Raw genomic sequence first — 17,541 nt, 5'->3', positions numbered from 1 at the left:
TAAAAATACCTAAAAGACATAACTAATAATTAATATCAAAAGATGTAGAATCGCCAAGTGGAATTTCTTCTGTTTTAACTGATGCTACATGTGCCATCATTGGCCCATGATTACACCATTTCAAAAACTTTTCCAGATTTTCTTCCTCTCCCATTGCTTCTATTAATACATCTCCATCCGGAAGGTTTTTAGCAAATCCTACTAGGTTTTGAGCTTTAGCCTCTGATCTGGCTGAAGCTCTGAAAAAAACACCCTGAACTTTCCCTGATATTAATATCCTTAAGTTTTTCATAAGATTTCTTCAAGAGTTTTCTTGTATATATTAAACATTTCCTCACTGAAACAAACAAAAATAACTTTTTCCGCCAAATTGTTTTGCTTCAGAAATTCAGTTGTTGTCTCAATTGCTATTGCAGTTGCTTCTTCAAATGGATATCTGTAAATACCTGTACTTATAGCAGGAAAGGCTATCGAATTACAATTATTCTTAACTGCTAAAGCTAGAGAATTAATATAGCATTTTTTGAGTAAGGTAGATTCATTATGTGTTCCTCCATTCCAAACCGGCCCTACAGTGTGAATGACATACTTTGAAGGCAAATTATATCCTTTAGTAATCTTAGCCTCACCGGTTTTGCAACCATGAAGTAACCTGCATTCATGCAGCAACTCTTTTCCAGCTGCCCTGTGAATAGCACCATCTACACCTCCTCCACCCAGTAGTGAAGAATTAGCTGCATTTACAATTGCATCGACTTGTATTTGAGTAATATCTCCTTTTACAATTTCAATCTTTTCTTTTATCATAAAAACAATAATAAGATAAGCATTATTATTCATGTAAATATATTTAAGAAAAGAATGAAGAAGGATTTGTTTTGAATTTAAAACACTTAATTAAAAATTATAATTGATGAATACAGAAATCAAAAAGTTCCTTAAATAAAACATGATCGTAATAAAAATGAGGCTGGTCAACTCCCAGCCTCATTTTATCTGAACTTTATGTCAATCATTCTATGCGCGTTTTCCTGGGGTGATTTGAATGGAAGAAGAATGTTTAATTCTTCATTTTCATAAACAGCTTCAATATTTTCGATGTCAACAAATGAAGGAACCTCAAAAGTCCTTATAAACAAAGGTATCTTCACCAGGTCTTCATCTTCATAATCATCGAACCCTTCCAGCACTGTATACACTGTCAATTGATTAAAATCAAGCATAATATGGAATGCTTCTGCAGACACAGAAGGAGACTTAATGGTAATAACAAAATTAAAATCAGTCTTGCTGAATTCAAAAGATGTCATGCTAGTTCCTCCATTTGCAGTATTAAGGTAATCTGTCTGCTTTAACAACCCCCTTAGTAGTTCTCTGTTTTCCAAAAGATTCATAGTCTGTCCTCTCTTCTTTTTATTACAACAATAATTCTTATAAATAAATATCATTATCTACAATCATTCCTTTGATATCTTATAGAATTTAAGAAGTAATTTCAAGTAGAACAAAGATGATTTTTAAACTGTTTTTTCAAATACATATATATAGCTATGAAAGAAACGTTTGAGCTGGTTTCAGGAGTTAATTCTTTAATAAGAACTCTCAATGATCGATTATTCTTTTTTAAGGAACTAATTGGAATGACAGAAAATAAGGCATTTCAAAGTATATCAAACCAAAATTGCAATCAGAGTAAAGCTCTTCAGAATGACCTTTTAAAATATTCTGATGAAACTCCAGAAGAAGCAGGAACAAGCTTCTTAGGAGATTCCAAAAGATTCTGGATAAAGCTAAAAGACAATATCGCTGGCACCAGTTTGAATACCATATTGCTGGAGGCTGTTAAAGTTGAAAAAAATACATTGAAAGGATATCAACAAATACTGGCCTTAAATCTTCCGTCAGACCTGAAGAATCTGATATATGGCCAATATTTACAAATCGAAAAAAACTATAAAGAGTTGATCTTGCTTGGAAAGGAATATTCAGATGTTTAAATCATCTTAAACATTTGATTGATGTTTTTTTAAAAGTAATTGAACAAATGCCGTTTTAACATTTTTTTAATATAAAAGTTCTTTAAATTAATTAGTCAATAATTTGGAGGACCGTCGATGAAACAATTGAACTTTTTATTGATTTTTATTTTCGCAATTCAGCTACAACCCGGAATTTGTCAGACAAACGATAGCATAAACCCGGAGATTACTAAAATAAATGAAATAAAAGACCATCAGAATAAGAAATGGTATAAATCAAGAGTATTTAAAGCCGCTATTGCACCTACAGTTCTCATAGGTCTTGGGGTTTCCACCATTCAGAATCATGGATTCTATAGCAGTTATGATGCAAGGAATGATATACAAAAGCTCTTTCCTTCTTTTCGAACAAGAGTTGATGATTATCTTATTTTTGCACCTTACGCTGAACTTGTAGTATTGAACCTTTTAAAAATCAGATGTCAGAACGATTTTATCAATACCGCAATACTAATTGTAAAGACAGAGTTGATCATGACTGCAATCACATTTCCTCTAAAAAACATCACTCATATTCAAAGGCCAGATAGTTCAGATTGGAAATCATTTCCTTCTGGTCACACAGCCCAGGCCTTTGCTGCGGCAACTATTGTGCATAAAGAATTCAGATACAAAAGTCAATGGTATGGAGTAGGTGCTTATACTATAGCAACAGCAGTAGGATTTTTCCGAATGGCCAACAATAAACATTGGATGTCCGATGTGCTTGCAGGTGCCGGATTTGGAATTCTTTCAGCCCAAATTGCTTACCTTACCCATAGAAACAGGTGGGGAAGAAAAACCCAATGCCTAATACCGACATACTATAATGGTGCTATGGGAGTATCTTATCAGCTTACATTTTAGGATTTACTGTATTTCTCCTTATAGAAGTCCTCCATCTTCATTGCATATTTGGAATACTTGATGGAGTATCCGTATTTTTTTGCATATACATGAGTGAATTCAGCACCGAAAAATAGGATAAGTGAAGAATACGAAACCCAGATCATAATTAATATCAAAGATCCGGCAGCACCATAAGCAGATGCTGGGTTCATATGTACAAAATAAAATCCCATGGCAAGCTTTCCAATAACAAATAGGAACGAAGTTAACGCAGCACCGAACCATACACTTCCCCAGGCTATCTTTACGTCCGGTAAATATTTATAGATGATAGCAAACAATAAAGTAATGATACCGAATGATACCAGGAAATTTATAACAAAAAACCAGGAAACTATATGATAGGGTAAATGTTGATTGAGCCAGGTACTAAATGCATTGAGAGCTGTAGTAATCAATATAAAAGCTAAAATCAGCACTCCGATAAAAATAATGATAGCGAAAGAAGTAACCCTACTCATGATGTATTTTAATATTCCACTTTTAGGATTAACCCTTACTTCCCAAACTTTATTAATTGATTTCTGAAGTGCTATAAAAACTCCTGTAGCTCCAAAAATCAATGTACCCAAACCAACAAAAGCTGTAAATCTTGAACTCGCTTTTAAACTTGCATTGGCAACTATTCCCTGAATTATACTTCCAGCCTCGTATCCAAGCACTTTGCCTACTTCAAGGGCAATTTTACCTTCCACTGCATCTTTCCCAAAAATAATTCCTGCTGTATTGATAACTATAAGTAATAATGCAGGTAATGAAAGAATAGCATAATAAGCAACGGATGCACTCATTTCAAAAGGATCATCCTTTATCCATTCTTTATAGGTTTGAGAAAAAAGATAGAATATATCTTTGGCAACTTTTTTAAACTTCATTAGGGAATTTTTAAAAGGCAAGAAAATTAAAAAAAAACTACCACAAAAATGACTTATTAAAAAGAAAAAAGAGTAGGAAGATTTCCTACTCTGTCAATACTTTCTCTTTTTCCTCTTCGGATAAAACGCTTTCCGCGTCCTTAATATTAATCTCTTTTAGAAGCTCTTCTTCCAATATAGAAGCCCAGGTGTTAAGATATAAAATTACATCCTCTCTCTTGTCTCTTTTAAGATAAACATTCTCTCCCATTCTCATCAATATCCTTCTGTCTGTAAGATTTTCCAGATTTGCAAAATCATCCAGAATCAGACCAGCATCAAGCATTACAGCTATGACTTCATCAATTTCATAACCACTTTCTTTTCTGAATAAACGAGATAGCATGTCCCAGTCACCGTGCTTCTTTATGCCAAACTTCGTGATTTGCTTTTTATCTAACCCTGTGAGAATCTGCGCCAAATTGCCACAGTTGCATGATCCAATATCTTTCCAGTTATAATTGGTTTTATTTCCAATCTGTTTTGCTGCAGTCCTAAGGGCTTCGATTAATCTTAAACTAGGTCTAGCCATAACTTTAATGTTTTTAATGGAACATCTGATTATATAAATAAGCAATTTTTGTCTCATTATGTTTCAGATCAGGCAAACCTTTATTTTGGGATTTATTCAGAAGTACTTATTTGGATGAAGTGGCTGGTTTTAAGTTTAATATACTAAGGACCTTTTCTTCTGTAAGGGGCTTGACAAAATAATTAGTTATGCCAAACTCCTTTTTTAATCGCTCTTCGTCCCTCGGGTTATTCGATGAAGAAAGAACAACTATTTTTACATTATTCTTATTTTCAAAAATTAGCTTGTCAAAAGATTCAAGGAACTCATATCCATCAATGACTGGCATATTGAGATCTAATAAAATAAGTTCAGGACAGATGCCCTTTTCGTCAAATATTGTGATATATTTTAATCCATCGATGCCATTTTTTACCACTTTAATTTCGCTCGCTACTCCCATTCTTTTCAATAAAGTTTCATTTATGAAATTGCTAATCTCATCGTCATCGATTAGTAATATGCAATTAATTTTTTTCATACAATTTTAAAAAGTAGTATAGATAATTGTTTTGTGGTTAAAAGGTTTGAAAACTTTATTGATTAAGGCAAAATAAAAGTTCCGCGGCAAGAACAGTTATTGATTACCTTTACACACGTTTTGTAATTTTAAAGAAAAATACATAGAATGATCGAAGTCTCAAAAAAAACTTCTGTTCCGGGTCAAAAAATCATCATTGGAAGTCTCTTTTCAAATCTATTTCTGGGCATACTAAAACTGCTAACAGGTATATTTGGTAATTCTTTTGCACTTATTGCTGATTCTATTGAGTCTTTTTCTGATGTAATCAGTTCTATTATTCTTTTCATAGGATTAAAAGTTTCTGTTAAAGAACGTGATGAAAACCATCCCTATGGCCATGGAAAGGCTGAACCAATTGCATCCATTATTCTTACTTTCTTACTTTTCGCAGCTGCTATATTTATAATTACAGAAAGTATATACAATATTCGTACTCCTCATAAGGCCCCTGCTTCTTTTACATTAATTTTATTGGGTGCTATCATATTCGTAAAAGAAATTCTGTTCAGATTTGTCAATAAGGCCGGAGAAGCTCATCAAAGCTCGGCAATGAAAGCAGAAGCCTGGCATCACAGGAGTGATGCTTTATCTTCTCTAGCAGCATTTATTGGCATCACAATCGCCCTCATTGGAGGAGAGGGGTATGAAAGTGCTGATGACTGGGCAGCACTGGTGGCTTCAGGTTTAGTCATATATAATGCATGGTCAATAATGAAATCCGCATTGGATGAACTGATGGATGTGGCCCCCGACCCTTCTATAGCCCAACAAGTAAAGGACATTGCCAGAAAAGTACCAGGAGTAGTTGAGCTTGATAAATGCCTGGTAAGAAAAATGGGATTCGATTTCTATGTAGACCTTCATGTAATGGTTAATGGCGACATTTCTGTTAAAGAAGGCCATAAGCTCGCACATGATGTTAAAAATCAATTACTAAAAGACCTTCCCAAGGTTAAGGATGTGCTTATACATATTGAACCTGCGGATTAATAAGTTTTAAGTTCTTACAACTTATCACTTACTACTTAATAACTAAAAAAAAGCCGGCATAGAGGGATGCCGGCCTTATAGAGGGTATTGGTGGGATAAGCCATTGGCTTATTGTGCTTCAAAGTAACTTAGAAATTCTGAAGCAAATCTGAACTTCCAAATCACTACAAATAACTATTAATCAGAATATTGATTTTAAAATTTATTTTTTCGGGATAAAAGCGTATTATTTTTATCTTTGCTGTTTATTTTGAAAAAATGGAATTAAACGCATTGACAGCGATCTCGCCTATTGATGGCAGATACAGAAATCAAGTTAAAAATCTTGCTCCTTATTATTCAGAATTTGGCTTAATCAAATACAGAATTCAAGTTGAAATAGAATATTTTATTGCACTGGCAGAATTGCCCCTTCCCGGCCTTGAATCCTTTAGCAAAAGCCTGTACCCTTCTTTAAGAAATATTTATTTAAATTTTAACGAAAAGCAAGCTCAGGAAATTAAGGAAATAGAAAAGAAAACCAACCACGATGTCAAAGCTGTTGAATATTTCATAAAAGCTGCTTTTGATAGCTTAAATATTTCTCAATACAGCGAATTCATTCACTTCGGATTAACTTCTCAGGATATTAATAATACAGCGATTCCAATGCTGTTAAAAGATTCCGTTCAGGAAGAAATATTACCACTGATCTATCTTCTCCAAAATTCATTAATAGGAATTGCAAAAGAATGGAAAGGAATTGCAATGCTTGCCAAAACACATGGTCAGCCTGCTTCTCCAACTACTCTCGGGAAAGAATTGATGGTATTTGTTGAAAGAGTTAACAACCAACTTGAGTTATTAAAGAATGTCCCATATTCTGCAAAGTTCGGAGGCGCAACAGGAAATTTTAATGCTCATTTTTCTGCATATCCGGAAATAGACTGGATACAATTCGCTAATGAATTCCTGAATACTCAGCTAGGATTACACAGAAGTCAGTTTACTACTCAGATAGAGCATTACGACAACCTCGCTGCCCTGTTTGATAATTTGAAAAGAATCAATACGATTCTGATAGATCTTGACAGAGATATGTGGCAATACATTTCAATGGAATACTTTAAACAGAAAATAAAAGAAGGAGAAATTGGCTCATCCGCAATGCCACATAAAGTAAACCCAATAGACTTCGAAAATTCAGAAGGTAACCTTGGTATTGCAAATGCTATATTTGAACATTTATCCTCTAAACTTCCCATATCAAGATTGCAAAGAGACTTAACTGACTCTACAGTACTTAGAAATGTTGGAGTACCTATTGCTCATATGTATATAGCTATTAAATCTTTATTAAAAGGACTTGAAAAAATTGAGCTAAATAAAGCTGCGATAGATAGGGATCTTGAAAATAACTGGGTTGTTATTGCGGAAGGAATTCAAACGATTTTAAGAAGAGTTGGATATCCAAAACCTTATGAAGCTTTAAAAGATTTGACCAGACAAAACAAGAAAATAACTCGAGAAATCTTCGAAGCATTTATTGAAACACTTAATGTTTCTGCTACTGTGAAGGCCGAGTTAAAAGCTCTCACCCCTTATACATACACAGGGGTTAAGTTTGAATATTAAAATTCAATATTGCTGGTGGAAGCAGAATAAATTACCCTGCTTCTACCAGTTTATTTTTCTTGATAAGAAAATTTTCATTCTCTACTTTTTTAATCTTTACATCACCATCTTTGTGAAGCGGATAGACATCAATTTCATTATTTAAATTTCGTCTAATCTGAATAACCACTTTCGAGTCATTCACCTTCAGATTTGTGATCGTAAGTTCATTTATAAATGACGGTAATGTTGGATTTACAAAGTTAATTGTATTCTCCTTTGCATTGATTTCAATTCCCAAAGATGCCTGTAGTAGAAAATAAACTGAAGTAACAGCCCAAGCCTGTGGAGAGCAAGCTACAGGATATGCGGTAGGCCCCTCATTTTTTCTTTTTTCAAAACCACAGAACAATTCAGGTAACCTTTGCAAGTCCACAAAGGTAGTTACATCAAACATCCCCTTAAGTACCTTATGTACTTCTTCATAATTACCATACTTATACAATCCATAGGCAATCAATGAATTGTCATGAGGCCAGATTGATCCGTTGTGATATGACATAGGATTATATCTAATTTCATCTGTAGCAATAGTTCTTATACCCCAACCCGAAAACATTTTTTCATTAAGAAGTGTGCAAGCTAACTGCTCTGCATGCTCTTTTTTGGCTATTCCTGAAAACAAGCAATGGCCTGCATTGCTTGATACAACATCACAGGGGTTCTTTTGTCCATCTAGTGCAATGTAATAGCACTTTTTCTCTTCAGACCAAAAGGCACTTGCAAACTTTTCCTTTAGTTCATTGGCCTGAAGATTAAGTTCATCTGCCTTTTCCTCCATCCCAAGTTCTCGCGCTATCAAACTTGCACTCATCTTGGCGTCATATACATAACCCTGTACTTCACATAAAGCTATAGGACCTTTTGCCAGTTTTCCGTTAGAGTAAAATATAGAATCATGAGAATCTTTCCATCCCTGGTTGTTAAGACCGGTTTCAGATTTTTTCTGATATTCAACAAATCCATCACCGTCTATATCTCCGAAATTGTCAATCCATTTCAATGCCGCTTCAATATTGGGCCAGATATGTCGAAGTGTTTCAAGATCGTTTGTTCTTTGAAGATAAGCTCCAGCCAGCGCGACAAAGAGTGGTGTTGCATCTATAGTACCATAGTAGAGCTTAAATGGAATTTCACCAAGTTCCGCCATTTCTCCCCCTCTTTTCTCATGAAAAATTTTACCAGGCTCTGCATCCTGAAAACCATTTTCAATCTCGGCCTGTGTTGCTGCTAGATACTTCAATACCCCTTTAGTTATTTCAGGATTTAACCATAAGCATTGCCAGGCAGTTATAATTCCATCCCTTCCAAAAGGTGTGCTGTACCAGGGAATACCTGCATAAGGATATATGCCGTATTCCGTATTCGATACCATAGTGATCAAATCAGATTTTGATCTGTGCAACCACTCATTGAACTGCTCATTAGAGGTCAACAACTCACATGACTCCTGTTTAAATTTCTCAAGCGTTTTAATAACCTGATTACATGCATCTTCATATTTCAGAATTTGCGTTTCTTTTTTTCCGATTTCACAAGCTACTGCAAAAGAAATGTAATCACATGCCTTAGGCGCTAATTGAATTTTATAAGCAGCTTTTTTATTTTCGACAGAATCAGGAGCTTTTTCAAATTTGATTCTTGTTTTTCTGGGAACATTATCAAGACCTTTGTAGCCGAGAATAATCTGATCTTGCAGATATTTAGGAGTTGCCTTTCGTCCCGTCTTCTTTCTTGATAAACCTCTGACTTCAAAAATATCTTTAAAGTCAGATTCAAAGCTCAAGGATAGATTGAAGGTCAAGGGCTCCATTCCAAAATTGCATAGTCTTATTTTTTCATAGCAAACATTATTGTATACAAACTTTGATCTGTGAATATGCAACGAACCTTTTTCAGCGATAGAACCATTTTTATTCAAATAGTCAGAATTGGTAAGGTCTATTGTCATCAACTCATTTTCCTCCCTTAAACTGGAACTCAGAAGCAAAGGTCTGTGTCCTTCGATGAGCATTTCCAGTTTGCTTAAAAATCTTGTTCCTTCACAAAACAATCCTTGTGCACCATGACCAATCGGAAAGACATCGCCATATCGATCAAAAACCCCAAACATATCTTCATGCTTGAGCACCATAATCCTGTCATCGGCAAGAGAGGAGGAGGCAAGGATAAAATATTGATTTTTATACTTGATATAACTTCCCATGCCTAAACATTTTTATAAACAAAATTAATATTGGACATACTTTTAGTTTTGATCAGCTGATCATAAACCTCTACATAATCCCTAGTCATTCTTTCTGCTGAAAATCTCTTATCGAAACAAGCACGCACTTTATTTCGATCAAGTTTTTTTACCTCCTCAATACTACAAAGGGCTTCTTCCATACTTTCTACAATTCTTCCGGACACACCGTCTTCTATAACTTCAGGAACACTTCCGTTTCTCCAGGCAATTACGGGAGTACCACAGGCAATTGATTCTATCATAACCAGACCAAATGGTTCAGGCCAGTCTATCAGAAAAACCAGAGCAATTGCATTTTCAAGGAATTCCTGTTTTTCTTTTTCACTGACTTCTCCAATATAGTCTACCAAAGGATGATTGAGCATTGGTTTAATAACTGTTTCAAAATACTCATGATCTTTAGTATCAACTTTGGCTGCAAGCTTAATAGGAATACCTGCATCAATGGCTAGTTGTATAGCCCTTTCAGGCCTCTTTTCAGGAGAAAATCTACCTAAGAATGCCAAATATTTACCTTCTTTGTTACTCCCCTTATAAAGGTTTGAAGGAAGCCCATGATATACGGTTTCTATCCAGTTAGCCTCTGGAAGTGGCTTTCTTTGAAAATCAGAAATTGACACTACCGGAATTTCTTTATATTCCTTGTATAATGGAATAAGATCAGTCATATCAAGCCTTCCATGCAAAGTGCTGATATGCGGCGTAAGCATTCTTCTTGATAGCGGAAAATGAAGGTAATCAATATGAAAATGTATTATATCAAAATTATCAACTTCCCTTTGCACCATTTCCATTAAAGTAAAATGGTGGGCAAGCGGGTCCATACTCTCACTATCCAATCTTAAAGCTTTGTTACAGGGTGCAATCAGTTTAGCTTTAGTTTCAGAGTCTCCTGAAGCAAATAAAGTTACTTCATGTCCCTGATTTACTAATTCCTCTGTCAGATAAGAAACAATTCTTTCAGTCCCTCCATATAATTTGGGTGGCACGCTTTCAAAAAGCGGACTCACTTGTGCTATCCTCATAGTTCTTTATCATAATACTATTAGATTAACCAAGGCTAATATCGAAAGTTTTTCTTTTTATTTTTCTTAGGATAAAGGGCAAAATATCAGCTATCTTTGGAATGGTAATTTGGCATTTAAATGAAAAAGTTAATAAGTCTGGTCATCAGAAAAATTCCCAGAAAATATCTACAGATATTTAGTCCGCTGGCACTTAAAATTATTGCTCTATTTTATGCAGGTAATAATGTAGAATGTCCAATATCAGGGAAAACATATAGAAAATTCCTACCATATGGGAGAATTCCAAGACCTAATGCTTTGGCGCCTGACAGCCTTTCTCTTGAAAGACATCGTTTGATGTGGTTATATCTGAAGAATAAAACCAATTTCTTTACCGCTAAGTTAAAAGTGTTGCATATAGCTCCGGAACACTGTTTTATTCATCGTTTTGAAGCACTTAAGAACCTTGATTATATCACCGCCGATCTCGAATCTCCTTTGGCTAAGGTTAAAATGGATATACACCAAATTCCATTTGAAGCCAATACCTTTGATGTGGCTTTCTGTAATCACGTAATGGAACACGTTGATAGTGATATTAAAGCAATGAGTGAAATTTACAGGGTATTGAAGCCAGGTGGATGGGCTATCATCCAATCTCCTCTTGACTTATCCCGCGAAACTACTTTTGAAGATTTTTCTATAACTGATCCTGCTGACAGAGAAAAAATATTCGGACAAAATGATCACGTACGCGTTTATGGAAGAGATTACAAAAAACGACTTGAGCAGGGAGGATTTACAGTTATTGAGGATGACTTCGTAATGCAACTTGATCCTAAAATTGTAGAGAGATATGCTTTGCCCAAAGAAGAAATTATTTATCTATGTAAAAAGTAAGATTATTTCTTCTCTTTAATCAACTCTCTTTTAAGTTCTGTTAAAAAGCCGATCCCATAGCCCGTAAGCTGTGTATATACAGCGGCAACACTAAGAAAACCAATTTTTAAACTTCTGTTTTTTATAGTTGCATCTATCAGAATCAGCACTGAATATAAAAGCAATATTCCGGAGCATAAATAGAATAAGTTATTTCTAAAAATTGCAAAAAGTATTGTAAATGCGCAGAACAAGGTAAACACTGCTGGCATAAAATGAATTGGCTTTAACTCCGAAGGAAAAAATCTGTAAATATTTATTCTCGCCCTTCCAAAAAAATGTAACTGCTTAAAGAAATGTGAAAAGTTAGTCCTCCTTTTATGATAAACGAAAGCATTCTCTATAAGGCCAGATTTGAATCCACTATTTAATATTCTTATGCTAAATTCAATGTCCTCTCCCATCCTGGTAATAATATATCCTCGGGTTTTCTCAAATACCTGCCTTGATATCCCCATATTAAAACTTCTTGGATGGAAAACTCCAACGCTTTTTTTATTCCCTCTTATCCCCCCTGTAGTAAATAGAGAAGTCATAGAGTAGCTAATTGCTTTTTGAATATCTGTAAATGAAGGATGACTTTTATCCGGACCTCCAAATGCATCCAGATAATTCTCATTTAAAGCTTTTTCTAGCTCTTCAAAATAGTTTGCAGGGATAATGCAGTCGGAATCAAAAACTACAAAGTAATCTCCTTTGGCTCTTTCATATCCATAGTTTCTGGAAAAGCCCTGCCCGGTATTTTCTTTATAATAATACGCTACTTCAAGTTGCGATTTAAAAGAATTAACTATACCCTCACATTTTATTGAAGATCCATCCTCAACAATAACAACATCAAAATTCTTGTAAGTCTGTTTGGTAAGACTTTCCAAAAGCTCTTTAATTTCATCAGGACGGTTGTAGATTGGAATAACTACAGAATACCTTCTCATGCAATATCTCCGACTTTATCAAGAACTATATAATCAGTCTTTTTATGAGAGTTCATTGTTAGGATTTCTCCGATAAAACCTGCCAAAAATAGTTGTACACCAATAATTATAGCTACTAATGCCAAGTAGAACCAGGTATTATTGACCACATCTCTCCCTTTAATCCCCATAGATAGATTATATATCTTATCTGCAAGCAAATAAAAAGTAGTAAAAAAACCGAAGATAAAAGACAAAGTGCCTAAAGAGCCAAAAAAATGCATTGGTCTTTTTTTGAATTTAGTTACAAAGGTTATTGATAACAAATCAAGGAAACCATATAAGAACCGTTCCAGACCAAATTTAGTGGTTCCATATTTCCTTGCCTGATGCTGAACCACCTTTTCCCCGATTTTTCCAAAACCGTTTCTTTTAGCTATTACAGGAATATAGCGATGCATTTCCCCATATATTTCAACATTTTTAATCACCTGGTACTTATAGGCTTTCAAACCACAGTTAAAATCATGAAGCTTAATTCCTGATATACTACTGGTTACACCATTAAATAACTTAGTAGGGATTGTTTTAGAAATCGGGTCAAATCTTTTCTTTTTCCAACCGGAAACTAGATCAAAACCCTGTTTTTTGATCATATCATACAATTCAGGGATCTCATCCGGACTATCCTGTAAATCTGCATCCATTGTAATTACAACTTCACCTGAGGCATTATGGAATCCCTGGTTCAAAGCTGCACTTTTACCATAGTTACGACTAAATCTTATCCCCTTAATATAAGGATTCTCTTTATTTAATTTTTCAATGACATCCCACGATTCATCTGTACTGCCATCATCCACAAGAATAACTTCATACTTAAAATTATTCGTATCCATTACTCTACTTATCCATTTAGTAAGTTCGGGTAATGATTCTGCCTCATTCAGCAAAGGCACTACAACAGATATATCTGGTCTTAGAGAAGCCATCTTAGTTATTAATAAAATACATTCCTTTGTTAATTACTGCCAAGGGTTTCCCTTTGAATTTCCAACCAACAAATGGAGTATTTTTAGATTTTGATTTAATGTCATCTTTTGTAAACTCCCATTCTCTTTCAGAATCAAAAATGGTAATTTCAGCAAGTTCGCCCTCCTTTATAACAGGCTGAGATATACCAAGAATTCTGCGCGGTGCATAGGCTATTTTATCAAGGAGAGTTTCAAGAGGAATATCTCTTTTAATTGTATTTACAATGGAAAACACCGATTCTAATCCAATCATTCCAAACTCAGCAAGGTCAAATTCTAAATTCTTACTCTCTTCATCCTGAGGATTATGATCTGATACAATAGCGTCAATAATTCCATTTTTTAAATAACTCCAGAAAGCGTCAACATCTTCCTTAGATCTCAATGGTGGGTTCACTTTTAAATTAGTATCAAATGAAGCTAATAAAGTATCATCTAAAGCGAGATTGTATGCTGTAATATCACAAGTAACATTCAAACCTTCAGCTTTAGCTTCTTTAATAAGTTCAAATGACCGAGGACTACTAACGTGAGAAAAATGAATCTTACCTCCTGTATATCTTAATATTCTAAGGTCTCTTTCAACAATTATCTCTTCAGCCAATTTGGGAAGCCCCTTCAATCCCAGCAGCGTACTGGTTAAGCCTTCATTCATCTGACCATACATTGAAACATATTTATCCTCAGCATGAACAAGCAATAAACCATCAAATGACTGAAGATATTGAAGTGTTTTTAATAACACATCTGAATGCCAGATAGGTTTATTCCCATCAGAAAAAGCTATTGCTCCAGCTTTATGCAAATCAATCATTTCTGTAATCTCTTCACCCTTATTGTCAATAGTTACAGCAGCTACAGGGTAAACAGAAGTTATTTTATTTGCAGACCTGTTAGAAATATATTCAACCAAATCTTTAGTTTGTAAAACCGGCTTAGTATTCGGCATACAAACCATACCGGTAAATCCACCCGAAGCAGCAGCTTTGGTAGCAGAATGAATATCTTCTTTATGTTCGCTTCCAGGATCTTTTATAGACGCCCTTAAATCAAACCATCCTGGTGAAACTTTTAAATCGGGGCTTTCCAGTACAATATCAGCTGTCTCATCAAAATCTCCAATCTTTTCAATTTTACCATCAACAATAATTATATTCTTTTTCTGAAAATGATAAGGTGAATTTTTATCTATTATTTCAGCAGATTTTAAGAGAATTTTCATTTTAAAAGAAACGAATCAATAAAATTTCCGTGAGTAAAAACAACAGGCACAAAATTAAACAATATTTCCAAAGAGGCCTTCCCTGCTCTTCATTTTTAAAATCTTTGAGAAAAGAATCAGTATTTTCAAGAGGAAGAATTTTAACATTAGGATGTGTCGCCTGAACTTTTTTCAACTCATCTATAGAATAAAAATCCATAATGGATTCTTTCTTGCCAAAATTTAGAGGAATAATCCTTTCAAGATTTCCTTGCTTGTTTACAAGAGAATAAAATCCAGGTCCCATTTCCTTGTCAGGTATTTCAACAATAAGCTGCTTTCCCAAAATTCTTTGATCTGGAATAAACTTAACCCCATTACCTTCTATTGTAAAAATATTTTCACCACGAGTATCATTTAATTCTATCGTAAAGTTTTTATCCTGAAAACTGTATCCTAACTTTTCATACGAAGAAAAACTATCAAATCCGATTTTATATAAAACTGGAACAAATAATGCATGCCTTGGAAAGTTAGTATAACCAGAATTGAATGGGGCTGCAAAGAAAAATAACTTGCCTTTTCCTGAAGTAAATTCTGACAAAAACGATCTTCCATTCTTAAATTTTAATAATCCATTAGATTGATTTGGGGAATATAAAATTGGAAAAGCATATGGCATTGAAATATTTTGATCCCTTTTCTCAAATATATTTTTAAAGAAAGGATTGTTAAAGTCTGGAGGCACTAAAGTATAAAGCCCCTTATCACCTAAAGTATCTGAAGCATACGAATCAACCTGAGATATATTTAAGCTTTTTAAAAATCCATTTAAGTTATTTATATCGGTATTGCTTGCAGGGACATATATAAGATCCCCACCTTTCTTAACATATTCAGCAATGGATTCAGAAAGAGAAGCTGGAATACTTTTAACAGCATTAATTACTACTAAATTGGAAACTGGTATAGAAGAATAATCAAGATTACCTGATGTAGTTGATGTAACAACAAAAATATCTTCGTTATTAAATAAATTTCTCAAATAGGTATTATTCCCATCATCCACTAATAAAACATTAACCTTTGGGCTAGGATTAATTGTGAAGAAATATTGATTATCAAAAGAAATAGGACTATCATCGATAGTAAGAATACATTTTTTAACTGTATTTCCAGTTATGTTAAAAGGTATTTTCACGACTAAAGAAATTCCATTGCCAACTTGTGTTACAGCAGAACTAACTTGAATACCATCAATACTTAGTTTCAAATTTACTTCTTTATTATCTTCGTATCCTTGATAATTAAGCTTTACATTTATTTCATTATTTTGATTAACTTTTACATAAGGAGTTCCCAACCAAACTGAATCAATGAAAACATTAGACACTTCTTTATTTTGAACTGGAATCCAATAATATTCAGATAAAGAATCTAATACCAAGTTTTCTAAGGATCCCATGGTTGATTTTTGAAAATCAGAAAACCAATAATAGTGATTAATAAACTTACTCTCTAAATCACCCAGATTTCTAAATCTATTATTAACCTCCTCAGCACTCCTATATTCATTGGAAAACTTTATTTCAGACAGTCTTTCGCTAAACCGGCCTTTGTTTCTTTTAAATAAATCTTTTCCCTCAAAATTATTGGTCAAAAGTGCATAGTTTGTGGATGCCGGATTAAGATCTACTAGAGATAACAATGATTTTGTTACCACATCGAGAGCTTTTCCATCCTCTAATTCATTTTCCATGCTATATGAATTATCCAGATATACCCCTACATTATTTTTTGATTTAGCCCCAATGCCATTCCCTTGAATTATTGGCTGAGCAAAAGCCAAAACCAGAAACAAAATAAATAATATTCTGCTGAGTAGGATTAATATTTGTTTTAATCTAAATCGAGTTGATGTTGATTCCTTAACTACCTCCAGAAAGGAAACATTGGTAAACAACACCTTAACTGGACGTTGGAAATTAAAGAGATGAATAATTACCGGAATTAATATAGCCGATAATGCAAACAAAAAAGAAGGATATAGAAAATTCATTAATTCAAAACAAGAAATCTGGTTTCAGGACTGTAATATAAAAATTAAATTTTCAATTTGACTAAATGAATAGGAGCAAATGTGAATTAAATCTAAAACGATAACACTAAAAAATTAAATATAAAAATAAGCATTTGTTTCTGTTGATTAAAATATGCCGAACCATATAAATAAAAAAAGCTCTGAACTGTCTTCAGAGCTTTATAATAATAAGGTTGGCGACTACCTACTCTCCCGGGTGTTATCCTAGTACCATCAGCGCCACGGGGCTTAACTTCTCTGTTCGGAATGGGAAGAGGTGAACACCCGCGCTATAATCACCATTAAGGTTTTAAATGCTTTTATTTTTTTGACTCTTAAACCTTTTGTTTAAGGTCATGACAACATCTGAGAAAAAGATATATACTATAACACACAGCGCTAACGGAAAGTCTACGGGTAATTAGTATTGCTCAGCTTAGGACATTACTGTCTTTACACCTGCAACCTATCAACGTCATCGTCTATGACGACCCTTATAAAGAAGCCTCATCTTGAGGTGAGTTTCGCACTTAGATGCTT

17 protein-coding genes and 2 rRNA genes are annotated in these 17,541 nt (G+C 34.1%); 5 read left to right on the top strand and 14 right to left on the bottom strand.

What is annotated here, in order from left to right; genetic code table 11:
- Positions 1–22: 22 nt before the first annotated feature.
- From J7604_RS09000 to J7604_RS08990, 3 genes are all read right to left on the bottom strand, one after another.
- On the bottom strand, positions 23–292 hold the full coding sequence (locus J7604_RS09000) for an acylphosphatase (protein WP_293894381.1): 270 nt from the start codon (positions 290–292) through the stop codon (positions 23–25).
- Positions 289–807, bottom strand: a complete 519-nt coding sequence (locus tag J7604_RS08995; protein WP_293894378.1) for an O-acetyl-ADP-ribose deacetylase — start codon at positions 805–807, stop codon at positions 289–291. The genes J7604_RS09000 and J7604_RS08995 overlap by 4 nt, the downstream gene beginning before the upstream one ends.
- A gap of 185 nt (positions 808–992) precedes the next feature.
- Entirely contained in the window at positions 993–1,394 is a 402-nt protein-coding gene (locus tag J7604_RS08990; RefSeq protein ID WP_293894375.1) for an Hsp20 family protein, read from the bottom strand.
- 156 nt (positions 1,395–1,550) lie between these two features.
- Here J7604_RS08990 and J7604_RS08985 point away from each other — a divergent pair, with 156 nt between their 5' ends.
- A complete protein-coding gene (locus tag J7604_RS08985) occupies positions 1,551–1,997 on the top strand; it encodes a DUF2383 domain-containing protein (RefSeq protein WP_293894372.1) in 447 nt (148 codons plus the stop codon).
- 117 nt (positions 1,998–2,114) lie between these two features.
- Positions 2,115–2,885, top strand: a complete 771-nt coding sequence (locus tag J7604_RS08980; protein WP_293894369.1) for a phosphatase PAP2 family protein — start codon at positions 2,115–2,117, stop codon at positions 2,883–2,885.
- On the opposite strand, the gene J7604_RS08975 is transcribed toward J7604_RS08980, so the two are convergent.
- From J7604_RS08975 to J7604_RS08965, 3 genes are all read right to left on the bottom strand, one after another.
- Positions 2,882–3,802 (bottom strand): YihY/virulence factor BrkB family protein, encoded by a 921-nt coding sequence (locus J7604_RS08975; RefSeq protein ID WP_293894366.1) that lies wholly within the window; start codon positions 3,800–3,802, stop codon positions 2,882–2,884. The two genes, J7604_RS08980 and J7604_RS08975, sit on opposite strands and share 4 nt — an antisense overlap.
- Before the next feature lie 85 nt (positions 3,803–3,887).
- On the bottom strand, positions 3,888–4,373 hold the full coding sequence (locus J7604_RS08970) for a hypothetical protein (protein ID WP_293894362.1): 486 nt from the start codon (positions 4,371–4,373) through the stop codon (positions 3,888–3,890).
- Positions 4,374–4,479: 106 nt separating this feature from the next.
- Positions 4,480–4,893 (bottom strand): response regulator, encoded by a 414-nt coding sequence (locus tag J7604_RS08965; RefSeq protein ID WP_293894359.1) that lies wholly within the window; start codon positions 4,891–4,893, stop codon positions 4,480–4,482.
- Between the two features lie 147 nt (positions 4,894–5,040).
- On the opposite strand from J7604_RS08965, the gene J7604_RS08960 reads away from it, so the two are divergent.
- Both J7604_RS08960 and purB read left to right on the top strand, forming a co-directional pair.
- On the top strand, positions 5,041–5,925 hold the full coding sequence (locus tag J7604_RS08960) for a cation diffusion facilitator family transporter (protein ID WP_293894356.1): 885 nt from the start codon (positions 5,041–5,043) through the stop codon (positions 5,923–5,925).
- Positions 5,926–6,183: 258 nt separating this feature from the next.
- Complete coding sequence (gene purB / locus J7604_RS08955) at positions 6,184–7,539, top strand: adenylosuccinate lyase (RefSeq protein WP_293894353.1); 1,356 nt, start codon at positions 6,184–6,186, stop codon at positions 7,537–7,539.
- A 31-nt stretch (positions 7,540–7,570) separates the two neighbouring features.
- Here the strand turns inward: purB and J7604_RS08950 are convergent, their stop codons facing one another.
- Both J7604_RS08950 and J7604_RS08945 read right to left on the bottom strand, forming a co-directional pair.
- On the bottom strand, positions 7,571–9,784 hold the full coding sequence (locus J7604_RS08950; RefSeq protein WP_293894350.1) for an amylo-alpha-1,6-glucosidase: 2,214 nt from the start codon (positions 9,782–9,784) through the stop codon (positions 7,571–7,573).
- A gap of 2 nt (positions 9,785–9,786) precedes the next feature.
- Positions 9,787–10,851 (bottom strand): glycosyltransferase family 4 protein, encoded by a 1,065-nt coding sequence (locus J7604_RS08945; RefSeq protein WP_293894348.1) that lies wholly within the window; start codon positions 10,849–10,851, stop codon positions 9,787–9,789.
- 120 nt (positions 10,852–10,971) lie between these two features.
- Between J7604_RS08945 and J7604_RS08940 the strand changes: the two genes are divergently transcribed.
- Positions 10,972–11,733: a class I SAM-dependent methyltransferase gene (locus J7604_RS08940; protein WP_293894346.1), complete on the top strand. Its 762-nt coding sequence runs from the start codon at positions 10,972–10,974 to the stop codon at positions 11,731–11,733.
- 2 nt (positions 11,734–11,735) lie between these two features.
- Here J7604_RS08940 and J7604_RS08935 read toward each other — a convergent pair whose 3' ends face one another.
- The 6 genes from J7604_RS08935 to J7604_RS08910 form a co-directional block, all read right to left on the bottom strand.
- Entirely contained in the window at positions 11,736–12,707 is a 972-nt protein-coding gene (locus J7604_RS08935; RefSeq protein WP_293894344.1) for a glycosyltransferase, read from the bottom strand.
- Entirely contained in the window at positions 12,704–13,678 is a 975-nt protein-coding gene (locus J7604_RS08930) for a glycosyltransferase family 2 protein (RefSeq protein ID WP_293894342.1), read from the bottom strand. The genes J7604_RS08935 and J7604_RS08930 overlap by 4 nt, the downstream gene beginning before the upstream one ends.
- 1 nt (position 13,679) lies before the next feature.
- A complete protein-coding gene (locus J7604_RS08925) occupies positions 13,680–14,942 on the bottom strand; it encodes a dihydroorotase family protein (protein ID WP_293894340.1) in 1,263 nt (420 codons plus the stop codon).
- Position 14,943: 1 nt separating this feature from the next.
- On the bottom strand, positions 14,944–16,980 hold the full coding sequence (locus tag J7604_RS08920) for a BatA domain-containing protein (RefSeq protein ID WP_293894338.1): 2,037 nt from the start codon (positions 16,978–16,980) through the stop codon (positions 14,944–14,946).
- A 213-nt stretch (positions 16,981–17,193) separates the two neighbouring features.
- Positions 17,194–17,305, bottom strand: a 5S ribosomal RNA gene (rrf, locus tag J7604_RS08915).
- A gap of 97 nt (positions 17,306–17,402) precedes the next feature.
- Positions 17,403–17,541: ribosomal RNA gene (locus tag J7604_RS08910) — 23S ribosomal RNA — on the bottom strand; the annotation flags it as partial.

Source organism: Sporocytophaga sp. (genome assembly GCF_017745095.1).
GTDB lineage: Bacteria > Bacteroidota > Bacteroidia > Cytophagales > Cytophagaceae > Sporocytophaga.
Note: the sequence above shows the minus strand (reverse complement) of the source record. Positions and strands in the feature narration are given on the sequence as shown.

Excerpts from the sequence above, each read along its gene's own strand:
- J7604_RS09000 (WP_293894381.1), bottom strand. The coding sequence starts at position 292 with ATGAAAAACTTAAGGATATTAATATCAGGGAAAGTTCAGGGTGTTTTT.
- J7604_RS08995 (WP_293894378.1), bottom strand. The coding sequence starts at position 807 with ATGATAAAAGAAAAGATTGAAATTGTAAAAGGAGATATTACTCAAATA.
- J7604_RS08990 (WP_293894375.1), bottom strand. The coding sequence starts at position 1,394 with ATGAATCTTTTGGAAAACAGAGAACTACTAAGGGGGTTGTTAAAGCAG.
- J7604_RS08985 (WP_293894372.1), top strand. The coding sequence starts at position 1,551 with ATGAAAGAAACGTTTGAGCTGGTTTCAGGAGTTAATTCTTTAATAAGA.
- J7604_RS08980 (WP_293894369.1), top strand. The coding sequence starts at position 2,115 with ATGAAACAATTGAACTTTTTATTGATTTTTATTTTCGCAATTCAGCTA.
- J7604_RS08975 (WP_293894366.1), bottom strand. The coding sequence starts at position 3,802 with ATGAAGTTTAAAAAAGTTGCCAAAGATATATTCTATCTTTTTTCTCAA.
- J7604_RS08970 (WP_293894362.1), bottom strand. The coding sequence starts at position 4,373 with ATGGCTAGACCTAGTTTAAGATTAATCGAAGCCCTTAGGACTGCAGCA.
- J7604_RS08965 (WP_293894359.1), bottom strand. The coding sequence starts at position 4,893 with ATGAAAAAAATTAATTGCATATTACTAATCGATGACGATGAGATTAGC.
- J7604_RS08960 (WP_293894356.1), top strand. The coding sequence starts at position 5,041 with ATGATCGAAGTCTCAAAAAAAACTTCTGTTCCGGGTCAAAAAATCATC.
- purB (WP_293894353.1), top strand. The coding sequence starts at position 6,184 with ATGGAATTAAACGCATTGACAGCGATCTCGCCTATTGATGGCAGATAC.
- J7604_RS08950 (WP_293894350.1), bottom strand. The coding sequence starts at position 9,784 with ATGGGAAGTTATATCAAGTATAAAAATCAATATTTTATCCTTGCCTCC.
- J7604_RS08945 (WP_293894348.1), bottom strand. The coding sequence starts at position 10,851 with ATGAGGATAGCACAAGTGAGTCCGCTTTTTGAAAGCGTGCCACCCAAA.
- J7604_RS08940 (WP_293894346.1), top strand. The coding sequence starts at position 10,972 with ATGAAAAAGTTAATAAGTCTGGTCATCAGAAAAATTCCCAGAAAATAT.
- J7604_RS08935 (WP_293894344.1), bottom strand. The coding sequence starts at position 12,707 with ATGAGAAGGTATTCTGTAGTTATTCCAATCTACAACCGTCCTGATGAA.
- J7604_RS08930 (WP_293894342.1), bottom strand. The coding sequence starts at position 13,678 with ATGGCTTCTCTAAGACCAGATATATCTGTTGTAGTGCCTTTGCTGAAT.
- J7604_RS08925 (WP_293894340.1), bottom strand. The coding sequence starts at position 14,942 with ATGAAAATTCTCTTAAAATCTGCTGAAATAATAGATAAAAATTCACCT.
- J7604_RS08920 (WP_293894338.1), bottom strand. The coding sequence starts at position 16,980 with ATGAATTTTCTATATCCTTCTTTTTTGTTTGCATTATCGGCTATATTA.